Here is a 21,037-nt window from a genome sequence, read left to right on the forward strand (position 1 = left end):
CGGGGCGGTCAATGAAAGACTGCCCCCATGCTGCGTTGGCTCACCGCGGGCGAGTCCCACGGCCCGTCCCTGGTCGCGATCCTCGAGGGGCTCCCCGCCCATGTGCGGGTGACCTCCGACGACATCGCCGACTCCCTCGCCCGACGGCGGCTCGGCTACGGCCGCGGCGCCCGGATGAAGTTCGAGCAGGACCAGGTCACGATCACCGGCGGCGTACGCCACGGGCTCACCCAGGGCGGCCCGGTCGCGCTGCAGGTGGGCAACACCGAGTGGCCCAAGTGGGAGCGGGTGATGTCGGCCGACCCGGTCGACCCCGCCGAGCTCGAGTCCATGGCCCGCAACGCGCCGCTCACCCGGCCCCGTCCGGGCCACGCCGACCTGGCCGGCATGCAGAAGTACGACTTCGACGACGCTCGGCCGATCCTCGAGCGCGCCTCCGCACGCGAGACGGCCGCCCGCGTGGCCCTGGGCCGGGTGGCGTCCAACTTCCTCGAGCAGGCGACCGGCGCCCGGGTCGTCTCCCACGTCATCGAGCTCGGCGGCGTCCGCGCCCCCGACGGCCTGTGGCCCGACGCCGACGACGTCGCGCGCCTCGACGAGGACCCCGTCCGCTGCCTCGACGCCGCCACCTCGGCCGCGATGGTCGCGGCGATCGACCAGGCACACAAGGACGGCGACACCCTCGGCGGCGTCGTCGAGGTCGTCGTCCACGGGCTGCCGCCGGGTCTGGGCTCGCACGTCCACTGGGACCGCCGCCTGGACTCCCGGCTCGCCGGCGCGCTGATGGGCATCCAGGCGATCAAGGGCGTCGAGGTCGGCGACGGCTTCGCTCTCGCCGCCACCCCCGGCTCGCTCGCCCACGACGAGATCGTGCCGACCGACGAGGGCATCCGGCGCACGTCGGGCCGCTCCGGCGGCACCGAGGGCGGCATGACCACCGGCGAGGTCCTGCGCGTGCGCGCGGCGATGAAGCCGATCGCCACCGTGCCTCGGGCGCTGCGCACCGTCGACGTCGCGACCGGTGAGGCCACGGTCGCGCACCACCAGCGCTCCGACGTGTGCGCCGTGCCCGCCGCCGGGATCGTCGCCGAGGCGATGGTCGCCCTGGTGCTGGCCGACGCCGTCGTGGAGAAGTTCGGCGGCGACTCCGTGCAGGAGACCCGGCGCAACGTGCAGGGCTACCTCGACACGCTGAGGTACCGGTGAGCGTCGTCCTCGTCGGCCCCATGGGCTCGGGCAAGTCGACGGTCGGCCCGCTCCTCGCCGACGCGCTCGGCCTGACCGCGCGCGACATCGACGCCGAGATCGAGGCCCGCGAGGGGCGCTCGATCTCCGACATCTTCGTCGACTCCGGCGAGCAGCACTTCCGGGCGCTCGAGAAGGCCACGGTGGCCGCGGTGCTGGCCGAGCACGACGGCGTCGTGTCGCTGGGCGGCGGCGCGGTCCTCGACCCCGACACCCGGGAGCTGCTGGTCGACCACCAGGTCGTCTTCCTGCAGGTCGGCCTGTCCGAGGCGGTCAAGCGCGTCGGGCTCGGCACCGGTCGCCCGCTGCTGCTGGGCAACGTGCGCTCGCGCATCAAGGCCCTGCTCGACGAGCGGGCCCCCGTCTACGCCGCCGTCGCGGACCTCACCGTCGACACCGACCAGCGCTCCCCGGAGGACATCGTGGCCGAGATCGAGAGGGCGCTGCCGTGAGCGCCAGCGTGCTGCACGTCGGCGGCGCCTCGCCCTACGACGTGGTCGTGGGCGAGGACCTCGCCGGGCGGCTGCCCGCGATCCTGGGCGAGGACGTCCAGCGCGTGGCGCTGCTCTTCGCCGGCGCGCTGGGGGAGCAGGCCGAGCCGGTGCTCGAGGCGCTGCGCGAGCACTACGACGTGCTCGCGCTGGGGCTGCCCGACGGCGAGCGCGCCAAGACCTCCTCGGTCGCCAACGACTGCTGGGAGGCGCTGGGGGAGGCGGGGTTCACCCGCTCCGACGCGGTCGTCACCTTCGGCGGCGGCGCCACCACCGACCTCGGCGGCTTCGTGGCGGCCACCTGGCTGCGCGGGGTCCGCGTCGTCCACGTCCCCACCACGCTGCTCGCGATGGTGGACGCGGCCGTCGGTGGCAAGACCGGCGTCAACACCGCCGCCGGCAAGAACCTCGTCGGGAGCTTCCACGAGCCCGCCGGCGTGCTCTGCGACCTGGGGCTGCTCGCGACGCTGCCGCGCGAGGAGCTGGTCGCGGGCCTGGGCGAGGTGGTCAAGTGCGGCTTCGTCGCCGACCCCGAGATCCTGCGGCTGGTCGAGACGACCGAGCCGGAGGCGCTGACGGCCGGGTCGGAGGTGCTGCGCGAGCTGGTGGAGCGCGCGATCAGGGTCAAGATCGACATCGTCGTGGCCGACCTCCGCGAGACCGGCGGCAGCGACGGCCACCCGGGGCGCGAGGCGCTCAACTACGGCCACACCCTGGCCCACGCCATCGAGCGCTCCGAGGACTACGGGATCCGCCACGGCGAGGCGGTCGCCATCGGCGCCGTCTTCGCCGCGGAGCTCGCGCGAGCCGCCGGCGTGCTCGCGCCCGAGGTCGCCGACCGCCACCGCCGGGCGTTCGCGCGGGTGGGTCTGCCGACGACGTACGCCGGGGCCGACTTCGAGGAGCTGCACGCCGCCATGGCGGTCGACAAGAAGTCGCGGGGCTCGCAGCTGCGGTTCGTGGTGCTCGAGGACGTCGGCCGGCCGGTCATCCTCGCCGGCCCGTCCGAGGAGGACCTGCGCACCGCGTTCGGCGTCGTGAGCGGCGCCCGGCCGTGAGGGCGCTCGTGCTCAACGGCCCCAACCTGGGTCGCCTCGGGCGCCGGCAGCCCGAGATCTACGGCACCACCACGCACGCCGAGCTCGCCGAGCGGTGCGTCGCGTGGGGCGCCGAGCTGGGCCTGGACGTGGAGGTGCGCCAGACCAACCACGAGGGCGAGATGCTCGACTGGCTCAACGCGGCGGCCGACGACGGCGACGCCGTCGTGCTCAACGCCGCCGCCTGGACCCACTACTCCTACGCGATCTTCGACGCCTGCGCCCAGCTGACCGGCCCGCTCGTCGAGGTGCACCTTTCCGACCCCCACCAACGCCCCGAGGAGTTCCGCCACACCTCGGTGGTCACGCCGTACGCCGTGGAGGTCGTCGCCGGCCACGGGGTCGACGGCTACCGCATGGCCCTCGAGCGCGTCGCCCGGGGCTAGGCGTCCCGGGGGTCTCGACGGCCGCTCGCTGGCGCTCGCTGCTCGACCACCGGCGTCGGGCGGAGGTCACCTCTTCTCGCAGGCGATGCCGTCCTTGTCGCGGTCGCTCTTGGTGTTGGCGTCGTAGAGCGGCTTGCTCCGCTTGAAGCTGGTGACCGGGGTGCCGGAGGTCTTGTCGCGGGCGTTCGGCTTGCCGACACCGTGCGGGTAGACCTTGTTGAGGGCCGTGCAGTTCTTGAAGGTCTTGGCCTTGGCGGACACCGCGGCCTTCGCCGGCGGTGCGTCCGCGGCGGTGGCGGGGGCGGCGAGGCAGAGGCAGGCGACGGCCGCCAGGGCGACAAGCGGGCGAGCGAGGGACATGGGGTCTCCATCCGTTGACTGCGTGCAGTGCACCAGCGTTCGCGCCGTCTCGCAGGAGAACGCCTCAAGTGGCGAGGGCTACCGGTTCGGCGGGAGGTCGGGGCGCGGCTAGACTGCTCGGCTGTTGCCCGAGACCTCTCGGGGCGACGTACCAGACCCCCGGACACGAAGGCTGACTCGCGCGCATGGCATCGACCAACGACCTCAAGAACGGCATGGTGCTCAACATCGACGGTCAGCTCTGGGCTGTCGTCGACTTCCAGCACGTCAAGCCGGGCAAAGGCCCCGCGTTCGTGCGGACCAAGCTCCGCAACGTCGAGTCGGGCAAGAACGTCGACAAGACCTTCAACGCCGGCACCAAGGTCGAGACCGCGACGGTCGACCGCCGCACGATGCAGTACCTCTACAACGACGGCACGTCGTTCGTGTTCATGGACACCGGCACCTACGAGCAGACCGAGGTCTCGCCCGAGGTCCTCGGCGACGGCGCCAACTTCCTGCTCGAGAACCAGGACGCGATCGTGGCGACCAACGAGGGCCGCGTGCTCTTCGTGGAGCTGCCCGCGTCGGTCGAGCTCGTGATCACCTTCACCGAGCCCGGCCTCGCCGGCGACAGCGCCACCGGCCGCACCAAGCCCGCCACCCTCGAGACCGGGCACGAGATCCAGGTCCCGCTGTTCATCAACCAGGGCGAGAAGGTCAAGGTCGACACCCGCGACTCCTCCTACCTGGGTCGCGTCAAGTCCTGATGGCGGTCGTCTGATGGGGGCTCGCTCCAAGGCCCGCAAGCGCGCGCTCGACGTCCTCTACGCCTCGGAGATGCGCGGGGAGTCCGCCACCGAGGCGCTCGACCGCGCCATCGCCGACGGCGAGGGCCCGACCAACGACTACACCGCCACGCTCGTGCGCGGCGTCGTCGCGCACCAGGACGAGATCGACGAGCTGCTCTCCTCCCACTCCGAGGCCTGGACGCTCGACCGGATGCCGGCCGTGGACCGCAACGTCCTCCGGCTGGGCGTGTGGGAGATGCTCTACGCCGACGACGTGCCGGACACGGTCGCGGTCACCGAGGCGATGGCGCTCGTGCGCGAGCTCTCCACCGACGAGTCGCCGCCGTTCGTCAACGGCATCCTGGGCGCCATCCAGCGCCACCGCCCCACTCCTGCCTGAGGCCGGCCGCGGGCCTGGCATGCTGCACGCCATGAACTCGACGCCGGACCGGCAGGACGCCATGGACACCGCGGGACGTGTAGGGCTGGTGGCCTACGGCGTCGTGCACCTGCTGGTCGGGTGGCTGGCACTCCAGCTCGCCTTCGGCGACCGGGAGGGTGAGGCATCGAGCTCTGGCGCGGTGCAGCAGCTTGCCGAGCAGCCGTTCGGCAAGGCCATGGTGTGGGCGGTCGCCGTCGGGATGTTCCTGCTGGCGATCTGGCGGGTCCTCGACGCGATCCTCGGGCACGCGGAGGAGGACGACTCCGACCGGCTCAAGGCCGGCGCGGTGGGCGTCGGCAAGGCCGTCCTGTACGTCGCGGTCGGCATCAGCGCCGTGCGCGTGGCCTCCGGCTCGGGGTCGGGCGGCAAGAGCGGGACGGACTCGACCACGGCCAAGGTGATGGACGTGACCGGCGGGCAGCTGATCGTGGGCGCCGCGGGGCTGGCGGTCATCGGCTACGGCGGTTGGCTGATCTACACCGCCTGGTCCGAGCGCTTCCTCAAGAAGATCGACGGCAAGGACCAGGGCGGCAACACGGGCACGGCCTTCAAGTGGCTGGGCAAGGCGGGCTACGCCGCCAAGGGCGTCTCGATCGCGGTGATCGGCGGCCTCTTCGTCTACGCCGCCGCCAGCCACGAGCCGAAGAAGTCCGGGGGACTGGACGAGGCGCTGCACCAGGTCCTCGACCAGCCCTTCGGCCCCGTGCTGCTCACCCTCGTCGCCCTCGGCATCGTCGCCTACGGTCTGTTCGCCTTCGCGCGCGCCAAGCAGGACTCGCCCAGCTGACCCGCCCGTCGGGGGCGACCGTGGCAGGCTGACGCCATGGTTGCCACTGAGGTCGACGTCGTCGTGATCGGACTCGGCCCCGGTGGTGAGTACGCCGCCCAGAAGCTCGCCGAGGCCGGACTGCGCGTCGTCGGCGTCGAGAAGGGCCTGGTCGGCGGCGAGTGCCCCTTCTACGGCTGCATCCCGTCGAAGATGATGATCCGCGCCGCCAACACGATCGCCGAGGCACGGCGTGCGGTGACGCTCGCGGGCCAGGGCGAGGTGACGCCCGACTGGCGCCTGGTCGCCGAGCGCATCGACAAGCAGGCCACCAACCACTGGGACGACAGCGCGCACGTCGAGCGGCTCACCGGGGCCGGGGTGCGGATCCTGCGGGGGACCGGTCGCCTGGACGGCACCGGACGCGTCGTCGTCGCCGGCACCGACGGCAGCACCCACGAGCTCGTCGCGACCCGCGGGGTGGTCCTCAACGCCGGCACGGTGCCCGCGACGCTGCCCGTCGACGGCCTCGACGGCACGCCGTACTGGACCAACCGCGAGGTCGTGAAGGTCACCGAGCTCCCGAGGTCCCTGATCGTCATCGGCGGCGGGCCGATCGGGTGCGAGCTGACGCAGGCCTTCGCCCGCTTCGGGGTCCGCGTGACGCTGCTGGAGGTGGCCGAGCGGATCCTCGGCCCCGAGGAGCCCGAGAGCAGCGCGGTCGTCCACGACGTCCTGACCGGCGAGGGCGTGGACGTCCGCGCCGGGGTGCGCATCGAGCGGGTCGCGCACGACGGGGAGTTCCACGTGACCCTGGCCGGCGGGGACGTCGTGTCCGCCGAGCAGCTGCTGGTGGCGGCCGGTCGCCGCACCCAGCTCAGCGGCATCGGGCTCGAGACCGTCGGGCTGTCCGACGACCTGAGGCTCGTCGAGACCGACGAGCGGATGCGGGCCGGGGAGCGGTTGTGGGCGGTCGGCGACATCACCGGCAAGGGACAGTTCACCCACGTCTCGATGTACCAGGCGGCCGTCGTGGTGCGCGACGTCCTCGGCGAGGACGGGCCGTGGGCCGACTACCGGGCGGTGAGTCGCGTGACGTTCACCGATCCCGAGGTGGGCTCGGTGGGGATGACCGAGCACCAGGCGCGCGAGGCCGGCCTCCAGGTCCGGGTCGGGCTCGCGCAGGTGCCGGAGTCCAGCCGCGGCTGGATCCACCAGGCCGGCAACGAGGGCGTGATCAAGCTGGTGGCCGACGCCGAGCGCGGCGTGCTGGTCGGCGCGTCCTCGGTCGCACCCGCCGGGGGTGAGGTGCTGGGGCTGCTGGCGGCCGCCGTCCACGCCGAGATCCCGATCGCGACGCTGCGCACGATGCACTTCGCCTACCCGACCTTCCACCGGGCCGTCGAGGTGGCCCTCGACGGCCTGGTCGACTGAGACGCAGGTGGTTTGAGTGACGAGCGGATGGACACACTTCGCCCATGTCCTCGACGCTGCGCGCCCTCGCCGTCGGGCTGGCGGGCACGATCCTCGTGACCGGCTGCAGCGGTGACGACGGCGGCGAGGACGACGCCCGCCCGTCGACCAGCGCGTCGCCCCAGCCGCCGCCTGCTACCCCCACCGAGACGCAGCCGGTGGACGTGCCGGACGCGCCCTGCGCCGTGCGGGGCCAACTGCCGGGCGAGCGGGTGACGCTGGAGTCCGTGCGGTCGGTGGCGGTCTACGCCAACGCCTACACCCTCGCGCCCGGCACGAGCACCGGCGGCGAGGACGAGATGCTCAGCGCCCACGACCCCACCCCCATCCGCGTCACGTCCAGCAGCGGGAAGGTGCCGGCCGCCATCCGCCGTGCCGTGCTGGAGTCGGTGCTGGGTCTCTGGCCCGACACCGGTCCGCCCCCCGAGGACGGCCCGCACCGGATCCGCGTGCGCAACGACAGCGACGAGGACCGCCAGTACGTCGTCTACCGTGGTGGCGAGCTGAGGCGGGGCACCTGGTCCACCAAGCTCTGCGGCGCGCCGTACAACGACGGCACCCGGGTGGAGCGCCTGGCGGGCAGGTTCTCCACCCTGATGCGGCCGCTCGGCAAGGTGCGCACCTACGTGTGCGGCTCCGGGCCGAAGGACGACGTCGAACGCGCCGCCTCGCGCGTGTGCGCCGCCTGACGCCCGACCCGCCCGCCGCCCACCCGCCAGCAGCCGACCCGTCGCCCCGACACGGAGGAACCAGATGACCCAGCAGGAGCCCCCGGTCCCCGAGGACCACGACGTCTCCGACACGAGCGACCGCCTCTACACCCCCGAGGAGCTGGCCGCGTACGCCGCGCAGCAGGAGGCCGCGCCCGCGCCGGCACAGTTCGACCCGCTCACCGACCCCATGCCGGCCTACCCGTCGGGACCGCCGCCCACGGACCCGCCGAGCACCCCGCCGCCGGCGGCGCCCGCGGCTCCGCCGGTCCTCGCCGACCCGCCCCCGGCCTCACCTCCGCCCGTGGGACCGCCGCCCTCCTCGCCCCCGTCGTGGGTGTCCCCGCCGACGTCCCCGCCGCTCGTGACCTCCGTGCCGGACGCCGCCTCCGCGCCGCCAGCACCATCGGCACCGCCGCGGACGCCTCCCGCCGCGCCGCCCGCCCAGCCCTCGCTCCAGCAGGCCTCGCCGACGAGCCCGCCCCCCGCGCCGGTGCACAGCGCCCCGGCGCCGCCGGCACCGGTCGCGCCGGAGCCGGACCTGAGCGAGGCGGAGGTGCGCCGGTTCATGTCGGCGACCGACTTCCTGGACCGTCGCGACAGCGAGAAGGAGCTCGGCCCCGCGACGTGGGGCTGGCGCGGCCGGATGCGGCGCTGGACCGGCGGGCTGGTGCAGCCCAAGATGGGCCCGCGCGAGCTGGAGTACGAGGAGAACCGTCGTGCCATCCAGCGTGACTTCGACGGCCCGCGCACCATCGCCTTCATCAACCCCAAGGGCGGAGCCGCCAAGACCACCGGCGTGCTCGCGGCCGGCTTCACCTTCGGCACCGTGCGCGGCGGCGGCGTCGTGGCGTGGGACAACAACGAGACCCGCGGCACCCTCGGCATCCGCGGCACCCGCAGCGCGCACCGCAACACCACGCGCGAGCTCCTCGAGGACCTGGAGCGCTTCAGCGACGTCTACCAGTCGCGCATCGGCGACCTCGGCGCGTTCGTGCGCTCCCAGGGCGACGCGCACTTCGACGTCCTGGCCTCGGACGAGCGGCCCGACGTCACCGGCACCATCCGCGCCGACGACTTCAACGCCGTGCACCGGCTGCTCGAGCGCTTCTACCGGGTGATCCTCGTCGACACCGGCAACAACATGCGCGCCGAGAACTGGCTGGCCTCCGCGGACGCCGCCGACCTGCTCGTGGTCACGAGCACGGTCCGCGAGGACACCGGCTACAGCGGGCTGTGGATGCTCGACGCCCTCCAGGACGCCGGCATGCAGAACCTCAAGTACAAGGCGATCACGATCCTCTCCGACCCCTCGCCGCAGGTGGACAGCAAGCTCGCGCACGACCTGGTGCAGGTCTACGAGCAGCGCACGCGGGCGGTCTACCGGGTGCCCTACGACCCGGCGCTCGTCGCGGGCTCGGTGGTGCCCTACGCCCAGCTGTCCGAGGCCACCAAGATGTCCTGGCTCAAGGCGTGCGCGGGCATGGCGGCCGCCCTGTGATCGGCTCTGTGATCGGTCCTGTGATCGGCCCTGTGATGGAGCCGCGGAACATCTGAGCCGTTCTCGACCTTGGGAGTGACATGCGCGCAGTCGTCTACACCGAAGCCGGTCCGTCGTCCGTCCTGAAGGTCGTCGAGAGGCCGGTCCCCGAGCCCGGCCCCGGCGAGGTGCGGGTGCGGGTCGTCCGCGCGGGGGTCAACCCCACGGACTGGAAGTTCCGCTCCGGCACGGAGCCGGCCTTCGACGAGGTCGCGCCGGGCCAGGACGGCGCCGGCGTCGTCGACGCCGTTGGGGAGGGCGTCGACGGCCTGGCCGTGGGTGACCGGGTGTGGCTGGTGCTGGCCCAGTACGGCCGTGCGTACGGCGCGAGCGCCGAGCTCACCGTGCAGCCGGCCGCGCTGGTGGTGCCGCTGCCGGGCGGCGCCGACTTCGACCTCGGCGCCAGCCTCGGTGTGCCCGCGGTGACGGCGCACCGCGCCCTGACGTCGTCGCAGGAGGGTCCCGCTCGTCTGGGGCCGGGCACCCTGGACGGGGCCGTGGTGCTCGTGGCAGGGGGTGCCGGCGCGGTCGGCAACGCCGCGATCCAGCTGGCGCGCTGGTCGGGGGCCACCGTGGTCACCACCGTCAGCAGCGAGGAGAAGGCGGCCCTGGCCACCGCCGCCGGGGCGCACCACGTCGTCAACTACCGCACCGGCGACGCGCAGCGCGAGATCCTCGACGTGGCCCCGGACGGCGTGGACATCGCCGTCGAGGTGGCGCCGGCCGAGAACAACCCGCTGGACGTGGCCGTGGTCCGCAACCACGGCACCGTCGCGATCTACGCCAACAACGGCGGCGAGACCTTCGAGATCGACGTGCGCGCGACCTTCTCGCGCAACCTGCGCTACCAGTTCCTGCTGCTCTACACGCTGGACCCCGCGCTGCTGCGCGCCGCGACCGAGGACATCAACGCCGCGGTCGCCGCCGGTGCGCTCCGGGTGGGGGCCGACGCCGGCGTCCCGCTGCACCACTTCCCGCTCGAGGACACCGCGGCCGCGCACGACGCCGTGGAGGCCGGCACCGTCGGCAAGGTGCTCGTCGACGTCGGCACCGCGTAAGCGGTCTCTCAGGGCCCGATCGGAGGGTGGGACGTAGCCCGTTCGTCCGCTCGGGGCGGTCACGGATGGTCACGACGGGCCGTGGTGGACGCCGCGCGGGAGGACTAGAACGGAGAGACCCCCTCCCACCTCCCTCAGGAGCACCCATGTCCTCACGCAGCCTTCGCCCCTCGCTGTCGCTCGTCATCTCCGTCCTCGCCCTCGTCATCGCGATGGGCGGCACCGGCTACGCCGCGGCCAAGATCAACGGCGGCTCCATCAAGGCGGGCACCCTTCCGGGCTCCGCCCTGAAGGCCAAGACCGTCAAGGGCGCCAAGGTCAGGAACGACACGCTGACCGGGAAGCAGGTCAAGGAGTCCACCCTCGCGAAGGTGCCGGCGGCGGCGACGGCCGACACGGTCGCACCGGGAGCGGTCGGGTCGGCCGCGCTGGGAGAGATCACCCGTCGCAGCGGCTCGGCCTCCATCGCGGCGGGCGCGAACGGCTCCGCGACTGCGAGCTGCCTGCCGGGCGAGCGGGCCATCGGCGGTGGCAACGACGGGTCCTTCTCGTTCCGCGTCATCGCCTCGCGCAACACCGGTCTGGACGCCTGGACGGTCTACGTCTTCAACTCCGGCGGCAGCGCGGCCAGCCTCACGACCCACGCCTACTGCCTGGCCCCCTGAGGCCGGACACGGCCCAGCGGCACCCCCCACCGGTCCGGAGTGGCACCCGGGTCGTGTGGGTACCGGCAGACCATGACTGAAGACCTGACAGGCAAGAAGATCGCGTTCCTGCTGCACAACTCCGGTGTGGAGCAGGTGGAGCTGACCACCCCGTGGGAGGCCTTCCGCAGCGCCGGCGCCGAGACCACGCTCATCGCGCCCGAGAAGGGCGAGGTCCAGGCGTTCAACAACGACGTCGAGAAGGCCGACACCTTCGACGCCGAGCTGGCCGTCGCCGACGCCGACCCCGAGGAGTACGACGCCCTCGTGCTGCCGGGCGGCACCACCAACGCCGACTCGCTGCGCCAGGACGCCACGGCGGTCGCCTTCGTCAAGGCCTTCGCCGACGCGGGCAAGCCGGTGGCCGCCATCTGCCACGGCCCGTGGGCACTGGTGGAGGCCGACGTGCTCGACGGCAAGCGGCTGACGTCGTACGCCTCGCTCCAGACCGACATCCGCAACGCCGGCGGCACCTGGGTCGACGAGGAGGCCGTGACCTCCACCGAGAACGAGTGGACGCTGGTCACCAGCCGCGACCCCGACGACCTCGACGCGTTCGTCGACGCCGCCGCGGAGGCCTTCACCGCGCAGTGAGGCGCTCGCCGTAGCGTGGGGGCATGCCGATCCCCGAGTTCGTCGTCCGGCTGCGCGAGCACATCGGCCACGACCCGCTGTGGCTGCCGGCCGTGACCGCGGTCGTCCTTCGCGGCGAGGAGGTCCTCCTCGTCCGGCGCTCCGACAACGGTCGGTGGGCCCCGGTGACGGGGATCGTCGACCCGGGGGAGCACCCCGCCCTCACGGCCGTGCGCGAGGCCGAGGAGGAGACCGGCGTCGAGATCGAGGTGGAGGCACTGGCCTGGGTCAGCATCACGCCGGTGCTCACCCACGTCAACGGCGACCTGGCGCAGTACCTCGACCACACGTTTCGCTGTCGCTACGTCGCCGGCGAGGCGCACGTGGGCGACGACGAGTCGACCGAGGTGCGCTGGGCGCCGCTCGACGACCTGCCCGAGATGCAGCCGGTCATGGTCGAGCGGATCCGCACCGCGGTCGCCCACGCCGGCGATGTACGCCTGGACTAGTCGCGCGCGGCGCCCCAGCCGTGCCACCGGTCGATCTCCATCCACGCGCTGACCCGCGGGCTGTCGCGGGTGGGGTAGGGGGAGCCGCCGTAGTGGACGCTGAGGCGGTCGATGTCACGGAGCCCCTCGTCGTCCTTGAGCTCGACGACGCGGCCGATGAGCGAGACGTGGGTGTACCAGTTGTCGGCCGCCAGCGCGGTGAGCGTGACGCGGGGGTCGGCGCGCAGGTGGTTGAGGCGGACCCGGGTGTGGTCCATGTTGAGCAGCACCCGGTCGTCGTCCTCCAGCAGGTACCAGGTCGCGACCGAGACGGGCTGGCCGTCGGAGCGCAGCGTGGCGACCACGGCGGGGTTGGGCTGGGTGAGCAGGGCACGTACGTCGTCGGGGAACGGCAGGTGAGCCACGAGAACCTCCAGGGGTCGAGGGTCCCAACGTAACGGCTTCGTGAGCCGGTGCCCTGGGAGCCGTCCTGCGGGGTAGGGTGCTGCTCGATCGACATCCTTTAACGAGCCGTCCTGTGAGGCGGAGAAGGAGGTCACGCGCAGCCTTGTGTGCCCAGCCTGCAGACCCCCAGCCCGACCAGACCACCGGACGCGTGGTCCTCGACGCCCGTGACATCGCCCGGGCGCTGACCCGGATCTCGCACGAGATCCTCGAGCGCAACAAGGGCGCGGGCGACCTCGTGCTTCTCGGCATCCCGCGCCGAGGGGTGCCCCTGGCCCGCCGCGTGGCCGAGCGGATCTCCGCCGTCGAGGGCCTCGAGGTGCCGGTCGGCTCGCTCGACGTGACGATGTACCGCGACGACCTGCGCATGAAGCCGGCCCGCGCGCTGCTGCCCACCGAGATCCCGCCCGGCGGCATCGACGGGCGCACCGTGGTGCTGGTCGACGACGTGCTCTTCTCCGGGCGCACCATCCGCGCCGCGCTCGACGCGCTCAACGACGTCGGCCGTCCCGAGGCGGTGCGGCTCGCGGTGCTGGTCGACCGGGGTCACCGCGAGCTGCCGATCCGCGCCGACTTCGTGGGCAAGAACCTCCCCACGTCGCTCGTGGAGCGCGTCAGCGTCCGCCTGGCCGAGACCGACGAGGTCGACGCCGTGAGCATCGACGGAGCCCCGGCATGAAGCGCCACCTGCTCAGCGCCGCCGACCTGACCCGCGACGACGCGGAGCTGGTCCTGCGCACGGCAGAGGAGCTCCGCTCGCTCGCCGACCGCCCGATCAAGAAGCTGCCCGCCCTGCGGGGACGCACCGTGGTCAACCTCTTCTTCGAGGACTCCACCCGCACCCGGATCTCCTTCGAGGCGGCCGCCAAGCGGCTCAGCGCCGACGTCATCAACTTCTCCGCCAAGGGCTCGAGCCTGTCGAAGGGGGAGAGCCTCAAGGACACCGCGCTCACGTTGGAGGCGATGGGCGCCGACGCCGTCGTCGTACGCCACGGCGCCAGCGGCGCCCCCCACCGGCTCGCCCACTCGGGATGGGTGCGCTCCAGCGTGGTCAACGCCGGCGACGGCACCCACGAGCACCCCACCCAGGCGCTGCTCGACGCGTTCACGATGTGGCGCCACCTGGGTGCGCTGGACGGGCGCCGGGTCGCGATCGTCGGCGACGTGCTGCACAGCCGGGTCGCGCGCTCCAACGCGCTGCTCCTGCAGACCCTCGGCGCCGAGGTCACGCTGGTCGCCCCGCCGACGCTGCTGCCGGTGGGCATCGACACCTGGGGCGTCGAGACGTCCTACGACCTCGACGCGGTCCTGCCCAAGGCCGACGTGGTGATGATGCTGCGGGTGCAGCGCGAGCGCATGAACGCCTCCTTCTTCCCGACCGCGCGCGAGTACTCCCGCCGCTACGGCCTGGACGGCAAGCGCATGCGCATGCTGCAGGACCACACGATCGTCATGCACCCCGGCCCGATGGTCCGCGGCATGGAGATCACCGCCGACGTGGCCGACTCCGACCGCTCGGTGATCGTCGAGCAGGTCACCAACGGCGTCGCCGTGCGGATGGCCGTGCTCTACCTGCTCCTCTCCGGCGCCGAGGGCGTCACCGGCACCGACGAAAGCGAGAACGACGCGTGAGCGCGTACCTGGTCACGAACGTCTCCATCCTCGGCGGCGAGCCCACCGACCTGCTGCTGCGGGACGGGGTCGTCGCGGCGATCGGCTCGGGTGTTGGTTTCGAGACAGGCGCCAGCGCGCCTTCCTCAACCACCGACGGGGAGGTGATCGACGGGACGGGGCTGGTGGCCCTGCCGGGGCTGGTCGACCTGCACACCCACCTGCGCGAGCCGGGGCGTGAGGACGCCGAGACCGTCGAGTCGGGCACCCGGGCCGCCGCGCTCGGTGGCTTCACCGCCGTGCACGCCATGGCCAACACCGAGCCGGTCGCCGACACCGCCGGTGTCGTCGAGCAGGTCTGGCGGCTGGGCCGCGAGGCCGGCTACTGCGACGTCTACCCGATCGGCGCCGTCACCGTCGGCCTGGCGGGGGAGCAGCTCGCCGAGCTGGGCGCGATGGCCGACTCCGCGGCGCGGGTGCGGGTGTTCTCCGACGACGGAAAGTGCGTCAGCGACGCGGTGCTGATGCGCCGGGCGCTGGAGTACGTCAAGGCGTTCGACGGCGTCATCGCCCAGCACGCGCAGGAGCCGCGGCTGACCGAGGGCGCCCAGATGAACGAGGGCGAGCTGTCCGGCCGTCTGGGGCTCACCGGCTGGCCCGCGGTCGCCGAGGAGGCGATCATCGCCCGCGACTGCCTGCTCGCGGCCCACGTCGGCTCCCGGTTGCACGTCTGCCACGTGTCGACGGCCGGCTCGGTCGAGATCGTCCGCGACGCCAAGCGCAAGGGCTGGAACGTCACCGCCGAGGCGTGCCCCCACCACCTGCTGCTCACCGACGACCTGGCCGAGACCTACGACCCGATCTACAAGGTCAACCCGCCCCTGCGCAGCAGGGCCGACACCGAGGCGCTGCGGGCGGGCCTGGCCGACGGGACGATCGACATCGTCGCCACCGACCATGCGCCGCACCCCCACGAGGACAAGGACTGCGAGTGGGCCGCCGCGGCGTTCGGCATGCTCGGCCTCGAGACCGCGCTCTCGATTGTGCAGGAGACGATGGTCGACCCCGGGCTGCTCGACTGGGCCGGTGTGGCCGAGCGCATGTCCTACGCGCCCGCGCGCATCGGCCGCGTCGCCGACCACGGCCAGCCGATCGAGGTGGGGGCGCCGGCCAACGTCGTCCTCTACGACCCGTCCGTACGCCGGGTGGTCGACGCCGCCTCGTCCGCCTCGCTCTCGCGCAACACGCCGTACGCCGGGCGCGAGCTGCCCGGACGCGTCGTCGCGACGTTCCTGCGAGGCAAGGCCACCGTGCTGGACGGCAGGCTGACCTGAGTCGTCGCCGGGAGCGCCGGCGGCGAGAACGTGACATGGTGCAGGTGGGGGACCGGTTCGACCACCAGCACAGGAGACGAGCATGCAGGCGGAGTCCCTCACGGACCTGGTCCGACAGCACCTCGAGATCGCACGGTCCGCGTCCAGCGGACGTAGCGCCCACACGGTCCACGGAGGCCACGAGCACCGCCTGCGCCAGACGCTGATCGCGCTGGCGGCCGGTCACCGGCTCGACGAGCACGAGAGCCCCGGCGAGGCCACGCTCCAGGTCCTCCATGGCACGGTGACCCTCGTCGCCGGCGAGGAGCGCCATGACGGCGCGACCGGCGACCTGATCGTGATCCCGGACTCCCGCCACTCCCTCGAGGCGGTCGATGACGCGGTCGTGATGCTGACCGTCGCGATGCAGGTCTGACGCGCCGACCCGAACGGCCTCACTTCGAGGGACCTTGGTCCCTGACGCTCGCCGCGCGGCCGTAGTCGGATGGACCCGGCAGCCGATCCGGCTGCCGATGGGCACACCGGAAGGCAGGTCTCGATGGTCAGCAGGAGCAGGACGAGGGAGCAGGTCGCAGACGCGGTGGAGGCGCACACGGGATCACCGTGGGTGATGCTGTCCGTCGCCACGATCGGCTTCGTGGTCAACTTCTGGGCCTGGGCCCTACTCAGTCCCCTAGGCCCGCTCTTCCGTGACGAGGGGACGCTCGGGTCGCTGACCGAGTCCGACGTCGCGCTCCTGGTCGCCGTGCCCGTCGTCGTGGGCTCGCTCGGCCGGATCATCGTGGGAGCCCTGACCGACCGCTTCGGCGGCCGCGTGCTGTTCCCGCTCGTCTCCGTGGCCACCATCGTCCCGATCCTGTTCATCGCGTTCTTCGCTCTCGACTCCTACGCCCTGCTCCTCGTCGGCGGGTTCTTCCTCGGCATCGGCGGCACGGCCTTCGCGGTCGGCGTGCCCTTCGTCAACGCGTGGTTCCCCCCGGAGCGCCGCGGCCTCGCGGTCGGTGTCTTCGGCGCAGGCATGGGCGGTACGGCGATCAGTGCGCTGACCACGGTCAAGCTCTACGACGGACTCGGCACCGAGGCGCCGTTCCTGATCACCGCCGCGGCGCTGGCCGTCTACGCCGTCGTCTCCTGGCTGGTGCTGCGTGACGCCCCCGGGCGCGGGGTGCCCACGACGTCGCTGATGACCCGACTCTCCGCCAACGCCCGCCTTTCCATCACCTGGCAGGCCTGCGTGCTTTACGCCGTGGCCTTCGGCGGCTACGTCGCGTTCTCGGTCTACCTGCCCAGCTACCTCAAGACGGCGCACGGCCTGACTGCCGCCGACGCCTCCAACCGCATGGCCGGCTTCGTGCTCGTGGCCGTCCTCATGCGACCGGTGGGCGGCTGGCTGTCCGACCGGTTCGGCGCCGTCCCGGTGCTCGCCGCCGGCTACGCGGTCGTCGTGGCCGGCGCTGCGATCTCGGCCGGCACCCCGCCACTGGACGGCGTCGGCACCGCGGCGTTCCTCGCCATGGCCGCAGCGCTCGGCAGCGGCAGCGGCGCCACCTTCGCCCTCATCGCCAAGGTCACCGAGCCCGCCCGGGTCGGGGGCGTGACCGGGCTGGTCGGAGCGGCCGGAGGTCTGGGCGGGTTCGTGCCGCCGCTGATCATGGGCTACGTCTACGGCCGCACCGACTCCTACGCGATCGGGCTGTGGCTGCTGGCCGTCGCCGCCGCCGCCACCCTCGTCCTCACTCTCACCGTCGTCCGCCGTACCGCCCAGGCCCAGGAGCAGCAGTGACCCAGACGAACAGACCCAGCCAGGACATAGGGATGGACGGGGGGTTGGCCGACGCCCTCGTGCGCAGCCGTCGGTTCTTCACCAAGGGCACGGTCTCGGAGGACCGGCGGACGCTCACCAAGAAGGGTGGCCGCGAGGCCGACGACTTCTACCGCGACCGCTGGAGCCACGACAAGGTCGTCCGCTCGACGCACGGCGTCAACTGCACCGGATCGTGCTCGTGGAAGGTCTACGTCAAGGACGGGATCATCACCTGGGAGACCCAGCAGACCGACTACCCGTCGGTCGGTCCGGACTCGCCGGAGTACGAGCCCCGCGGCTGCCCGCGCGGTGCGGCGTTCTCCTGGTACACCTACTCGCCGACGCGGGTGCGCTACCCCTACGTCCGCGGCGTGCTGCTGCAGATGTTCCGCGAGGCCAAGGCCCAGCACGGTGGCGACCCGGTCAAGGCCTGGGAGCACATCGTCGAGAACCCCCAGCGCGCCAAGGCCTACAAGTCCGCACGCGGCAAGGGCGGTCTGGTGCGCGCCACGTGGGACGAGGCGGCCGAGATCGTGGCGGCCGCGCACGTCCACACGATCAAGAGGTACGGGCCCGACCGGGTCGCCGGCTTCTCGCCGATCCCGGCGATGTCGATGGTCTCCCACGCCTCCGGCGCGCGGTTCGTGAACCTCATCGGAGGCTCGATGTTGAGCTTCTACGACTGGTACGCCGACCTGCCGGTCGCCTCGCCCCAGGTCTTCGGTGACCAGACCGACGTGCCCGAGTCGGGGGACTGGTGGAACGCCGGGTACCTGATCATGTGGGGCTCCAACCTTCCGGTGACCCGCACCCCCGACGCTCACTGGATGACCGAGGCGCGCTACCGCGGCCAGAAGGTCGTCGCGGTAGCGCCCGACTACGCCGACAACGTCAAGTTCGCCGACGAGTGGCTGGCCGCCAAGCCTGGCACCGACGCGGCGCTGGCGATGGCGATGGGCCACGTGGTGCTGAAGGAGTTCTTCGTCGAGAAGGACACGCCCTACTTCACCGAGTACGTCAAGAGCTACACCGACCTGCCCCACCTGGTGCGCCTCGAGGAGGGCCCGGACGGGACCTTCACCTCGGGGAAGTTCCTGACGGCCTCGGACCTGACCGAGCACGCCGACGAGGAGAACGCCGAGTTCAAGACGGTCCTGATCGACGCGCGCACGGGGGAGGCCGTCGTGCCCAACGGGTCGCTGGGCCACCGGTACGGCGAGGCCGGGGTCGGCAGGTGGAACCTCGACCTGGGCGACGTCGACCCGATGCTGACGCTGCTCGACGTCACCGCCGAGACCGTGACGGTCCGCCTGCCCCGCTTCGACACGGGCGACGGGGCCGCGGCCGACCTACCGCGCGGGGTGCCGGTGCGGCGCGTCGACGGCCATCTGGTGACCACCGTCTTCGACCTGCTGCTCGCGCAGTACGGCGTGGGGCGCAGCGCGGGAGGCCGAAACCTGCCCGGCGAGTGGGCCGACGGCTACGACGACGCCACCGCGCCGTACACCCCGGCCTGGCAGGAGGCGATCACCGGCGTGCCGGCCGCCACCGCCGCCCGGATCGGGCGCGAGTTCGCCGCCAACGCCGAGGAGTCGCGGGGCCGCTCGATGATCGTGATGGGCGCCGGGACCAACCACTGGTTCCACTCCGACACCATCTACCGGGCGTTCCTGACCCTGACCAACCTGACCGGGTGCCAGGGCGTCAACGGCGGTGGCTGGGCGCACTACGTGGGCCAGGAGAAGGTCCGCCCGATCACGGGCTACACCCAGGTCGCCAACGCGCTCGACTGGAACCGGCCGCCGCGCAACATGATCCAGACGGCGTTCTGGTACCTGCACACCAACCAGTTCCGCTACGACCAGTTCGGCGCCGACACGCTGTCGGCGACCACCGGCAAGGGCCAGCTCGCGGGCAAGTCGACCGCCGACGTCATCGCGCAGAGCGCGCGGATGGGCTGGATGCCGTCGTACCCGACGTTCGACCGGAACCCGCTCGACCTGAGCGACGACGCGGCCGCCGCCGGCAAGCCGGTGGGGGAGTACGTCGTCGACCAGCTCAAGTCCGGTGACCTCGACTTCGCCGGTGAGGACCCCGACGCGCCGCAGAACTACCCGCGCATCCTGTCGATCTGGCGCGCCAACCTGCTTGGCTCCTCGGGCAAGGGCAACGAGTACTTCCTCAAGCACCTGCTCGGCACCGACTCGTCGGTGCGCGCCACCGAGACGCCGGAGGAGCACCGCCCGGTCGACGTGACGTGGCGCGAGTCCGCGCCCGAGGGCAAGCTCGACCTGCTGATGACGATCGACTTCCGCCAGACCAGCACCACGATCTTCTCCGACGTCGTGCTGCCGGCGGCGACCTGGTACGAGAAGCACGACCTCAACACCACCGACATGCACCCGTTCGTGCACTCCTTCAACCCCGCGATCGCCCCGCCGTGGCAGACCCGCACCGACTGGGACGCCTGGCAGACCATCGCCAAGCGCTTCAGCGAGCTGGCCGAGACGCATCTCGGGGTGCGCAAGGACGTCGTCGCGGTGGCGCTCACCCACGACACCCCGGACGCGATGGCCAACCCGCACGGCGTCGTCCGCGACTGGAAGAAGGGCGAGTGCGAGCCGGTGCCCGGCGTGACCATGCCCAAGCTGGTCGAGGTGGAGCGCGACTACGGCGCCGTCTACGAGAAGATGAACGCCCTCGGGCCGCTGACGGACACCCTCGGCGCCACCACCAAGGGCGTGACGTTCGAGCTCGGCAAGCAGGTCGACTACCTGCGGCACAAGAACGGCACGGTGCGCGGCGGCGTGGCCGACGGACGCCCGTCGCTGAAACGCGACGTCCATGTGTGCGAGGCGATCCTGGCGCTGTCCGGAACCACCAACGGCCACCTCGCGGTGCAGGGGTTCAAGACCCTCGAGAAGCGCACCGGCGTCCAGCTGGCCGACCTCGCCGCGGAGCACGAGGGCAAGCAGATCACCTTCGCCGACACCCAGGGCCCGCCCGTGCCGGTGATCACCTCGCCGGAGTGGTCGGGCTCCGAGACCGGCGGGCGGCGCTACTCGCCGTTCACCATCAACGTGGAGCGCAAGAAGCCCTGGCACACGCTGACCGGACGCATGCACTTCTACCTCGACCACGACTGGATGACCGAGCTCGGCGAGGGACTGCCGGTCTACCGGCCGCCGCTCAACATGGCCGCGCTGTTCGCCGAGCCGCAGCTGGGGAACGTCTCCGACGGGGCCGGCGGCGCCGAGGTCGAGGGGCTCACCGTGCGGTACCTGACCCCGCACAACAAGTGGTCGATCCACTCCGAGTACCAGGACAACCTGTTCATGCTGTCGCTCTCGCGCGGCGGGCAGAACATCTGGATGAGCGACCGCGACGCGGCCAAGGTCGGGATCGAGGACAACGACTGGATCGAGGCGGTCAACCGCAACGGCGTGGTGGTCGCGCGGGCGATCGTGTCGCACCGGATGCCCGAGGGCACGGTGTACATGTACCACGCGCAGGACCGGCTGATCGACGTACCGCTCGCCGAGACCTCGGGCAAGCGCGGGGGCATCCACAACTCCCTGACCAGGCTCCTGGTCAAGCCGTCGCACCTCATCGGCGGCTACGGCCAGCTCGCCTTCGCGTTCAACTACCTCGGCCCCACGGGCAACCAGCGCGACGAGGTCACGATCATTCGCAAGCGCTCACAGAACGTGGAGTACTGAC

The 21,037-nt window shown here is 72.3% G+C and carries 22 protein-coding genes; 20 read left to right on the forward strand and 2 right to left on the reverse strand.

What is annotated here, in order from left to right:
- Window positions 1-27 precede the first annotated feature (27 nt).
- The 4 genes from aroC to E4622_RS18100 are packed head-to-tail and all read left to right on the forward strand — an operon-like array spanning window position 28 to window position 3,219.
- Window positions 28-1,206, forward strand: a complete 1,179-nt coding sequence (gene aroC / locus E4622_RS18085) for a chorismate synthase (protein ID WP_134741647.1) — start codon at window positions 28-30, stop codon at window positions 1,204-1,206.
- Between the two features lie 20 nt (window positions 1,207-1,226).
- On the forward strand, window positions 1,227-1,697 hold the full coding sequence (locus E4622_RS18090; protein WP_134741739.1) for a shikimate kinase: 471 nt from the start codon (window positions 1,227-1,229) through the stop codon (window positions 1,695-1,697).
- Complete coding sequence (gene aroB / locus E4622_RS18095; RefSeq protein ID WP_134741648.1) at window positions 1,694-2,794, forward strand: 3-dehydroquinate synthase; 1,101 nt, start codon at window positions 1,694-1,696, stop codon at window positions 2,792-2,794. Before E4622_RS18090 ends, aroB begins: the two co-directional genes overlap by 4 nt.
- Window positions 2,791-3,219, forward strand: a complete 429-nt coding sequence (locus E4622_RS18100) for a type II 3-dehydroquinate dehydratase (RefSeq protein WP_134741649.1) — start codon at window positions 2,791-2,793, stop codon at window positions 3,217-3,219. Before aroB ends, E4622_RS18100 begins: the two co-directional genes overlap by 4 nt.
- Before the next feature lie 66 nt (window positions 3,220-3,285).
- Here E4622_RS18100 and E4622_RS18105 read toward each other — a convergent pair whose 3' ends face one another.
- Window positions 3,286-3,579, reverse strand: coding sequence for an excalibur calcium-binding domain-containing protein (locus E4622_RS18105; RefSeq protein WP_134741650.1), 294 nt, complete (start codon window positions 3,577-3,579; stop codon window positions 3,286-3,288).
- Window positions 3,580-3,764: 185 nt separating this feature from the next.
- On the opposite strand from E4622_RS18105, the gene efp reads away from it, so the two are divergent.
- From efp to E4622_RS18155, 10 genes are all read left to right on the forward strand, one after another.
- Window positions 3,765-4,328 (forward strand): elongation factor P, encoded by a 564-nt coding sequence (gene efp / locus E4622_RS18110; protein WP_091025947.1) that lies wholly within the window; start codon window positions 3,765-3,767, stop codon window positions 4,326-4,328.
- Between the two features lie 13 nt (window positions 4,329-4,341).
- Window positions 4,342-4,749 carry a transcription antitermination factor NusB gene (nusB, locus tag E4622_RS18115; protein WP_134741651.1) on the forward strand — a complete coding sequence of 136 codons (408 nt, stop codon included), beginning with the start codon at window positions 4,342-4,344 and terminating at the stop codon, window positions 4,747-4,749.
- 31 nt (window positions 4,750-4,780) lie between these two features.
- Window positions 4,781-5,578, forward strand: a complete 798-nt coding sequence (locus tag E4622_RS18120) for a DUF1206 domain-containing protein (protein ID WP_167736152.1) — start codon at window positions 4,781-4,783, stop codon at window positions 5,576-5,578.
- 36 nt (window positions 5,579-5,614) lie between these two features.
- Window positions 5,615-6,991 carry an NAD(P)/FAD-dependent oxidoreductase gene (locus E4622_RS18125; protein ID WP_134741654.1) on the forward strand — a complete coding sequence of 459 codons (1,377 nt, stop codon included), beginning with the start codon at window positions 5,615-5,617 and terminating at the stop codon, window positions 6,989-6,991.
- A gap of 44 nt (window positions 6,992-7,035) precedes the next feature.
- Window positions 7,036-7,719 (forward strand): hypothetical protein, encoded by a 684-nt coding sequence (locus tag E4622_RS18130; protein ID WP_134741655.1) that lies wholly within the window; start codon window positions 7,036-7,038, stop codon window positions 7,717-7,719.
- 64 nt (window positions 7,720-7,783) lie between these two features.
- Window positions 7,784-9,241 (forward strand): hypothetical protein, encoded by a 1,458-nt coding sequence (locus E4622_RS23240; RefSeq protein ID WP_245156115.1) that lies wholly within the window; start codon window positions 7,784-7,786, stop codon window positions 9,239-9,241.
- 80 nt (window positions 9,242-9,321) lie between these two features.
- Window positions 9,322-10,338 (forward strand): NADPH:quinone reductase, encoded by a 1,017-nt coding sequence (locus E4622_RS18140; RefSeq protein ID WP_134741656.1) that lies wholly within the window; start codon window positions 9,322-9,324, stop codon window positions 10,336-10,338.
- A gap of 146 nt (window positions 10,339-10,484) precedes the next feature.
- Window positions 10,485-11,003 carry a hypothetical protein gene (locus tag E4622_RS18145; RefSeq protein WP_134741657.1) on the forward strand — a complete coding sequence of 173 codons (519 nt, stop codon included), beginning with the start codon at window positions 10,485-10,487 and terminating at the stop codon, window positions 11,001-11,003.
- A gap of 72 nt (window positions 11,004-11,075) precedes the next feature.
- Window positions 11,076-11,636 (forward strand): type 1 glutamine amidotransferase domain-containing protein, encoded by a 561-nt coding sequence (locus tag E4622_RS18150; protein ID WP_134741658.1) that lies wholly within the window; start codon window positions 11,076-11,078, stop codon window positions 11,634-11,636.
- A 23-nt stretch (window positions 11,637-11,659) separates the two neighbouring features.
- On the forward strand, window positions 11,660-12,124 hold the full coding sequence (locus tag E4622_RS18155; RefSeq protein WP_134741659.1) for an NUDIX domain-containing protein: 465 nt from the start codon (window positions 11,660-11,662) through the stop codon (window positions 12,122-12,124).
- On the opposite strand, the gene E4622_RS18160 is transcribed toward E4622_RS18155, so the two are convergent.
- The gene (locus E4622_RS18160; protein ID WP_134741660.1) at window positions 12,121-12,528 is read right to left on the reverse strand and encodes a TIGR03618 family F420-dependent PPOX class oxidoreductase; all 408 of its coding nucleotides are present in this window, start codon (window positions 12,526-12,528) and stop codon (window positions 12,121-12,123) included. The genes E4622_RS18155 and E4622_RS18160 overlap by 4 nt on opposite strands.
- Before the next feature lie 143 nt (window positions 12,529-12,671).
- Between E4622_RS18160 and pyrR the strand changes: the two genes are divergently transcribed.
- The 6 genes from pyrR (at window position 12,672) to E4622_RS18190 (ending at window position 21,036) form a co-directional block, all read left to right on the forward strand.
- A complete protein-coding gene (gene pyrR / locus E4622_RS18165; RefSeq protein ID WP_167736153.1) occupies window positions 12,672-13,247 on the forward strand; it encodes a bifunctional pyr operon transcriptional regulator/uracil phosphoribosyltransferase PyrR in 576 nt (191 codons plus the stop codon).
- Window positions 13,244-14,200, forward strand: coding sequence for an aspartate carbamoyltransferase catalytic subunit (locus E4622_RS18170; RefSeq protein WP_134741662.1), 957 nt, complete (start codon window positions 13,244-13,246; stop codon window positions 14,198-14,200). The genes pyrR and E4622_RS18170 overlap by 4 nt, the downstream gene beginning before the upstream one ends.
- Window positions 14,197-15,513 (forward strand): dihydroorotase, encoded by a 1,317-nt coding sequence (locus tag E4622_RS18175; RefSeq protein WP_134741663.1) that lies wholly within the window; start codon window positions 14,197-14,199, stop codon window positions 15,511-15,513. The genes E4622_RS18170 and E4622_RS18175 overlap by 4 nt, the downstream gene beginning before the upstream one ends.
- A gap of 82 nt (window positions 15,514-15,595) precedes the next feature.
- Window positions 15,596-15,928, forward strand: coding sequence for a cupin domain-containing protein (locus tag E4622_RS18180; RefSeq protein WP_134741664.1), 333 nt, complete (start codon window positions 15,596-15,598; stop codon window positions 15,926-15,928).
- A 195-nt stretch (window positions 15,929-16,123) separates the two neighbouring features.
- Window positions 16,124-17,296, forward strand: coding sequence for an MFS transporter (locus tag E4622_RS18185; RefSeq protein ID WP_134741665.1), 1,173 nt, complete (start codon window positions 16,124-16,126; stop codon window positions 17,294-17,296).
- Between the two features lie 32 nt (window positions 17,297-17,328).
- On the forward strand, window positions 17,329-21,036 hold the full coding sequence (locus E4622_RS18190) for a nitrate reductase subunit alpha (RefSeq protein ID WP_134741666.1): 3,708 nt from the start codon (window positions 17,329-17,331) through the stop codon (window positions 21,034-21,036).
- The last annotated feature ends 1 nt before the right edge of the window (window position 21,037 follow it).

The organism is Nocardioides sp. 503 (assembly GCF_004522095.1).
Taxonomy (GTDB): Bacteria; Actinomycetota; Actinomycetes; order Propionibacteriales; family Nocardioidaceae; genus Nocardioides.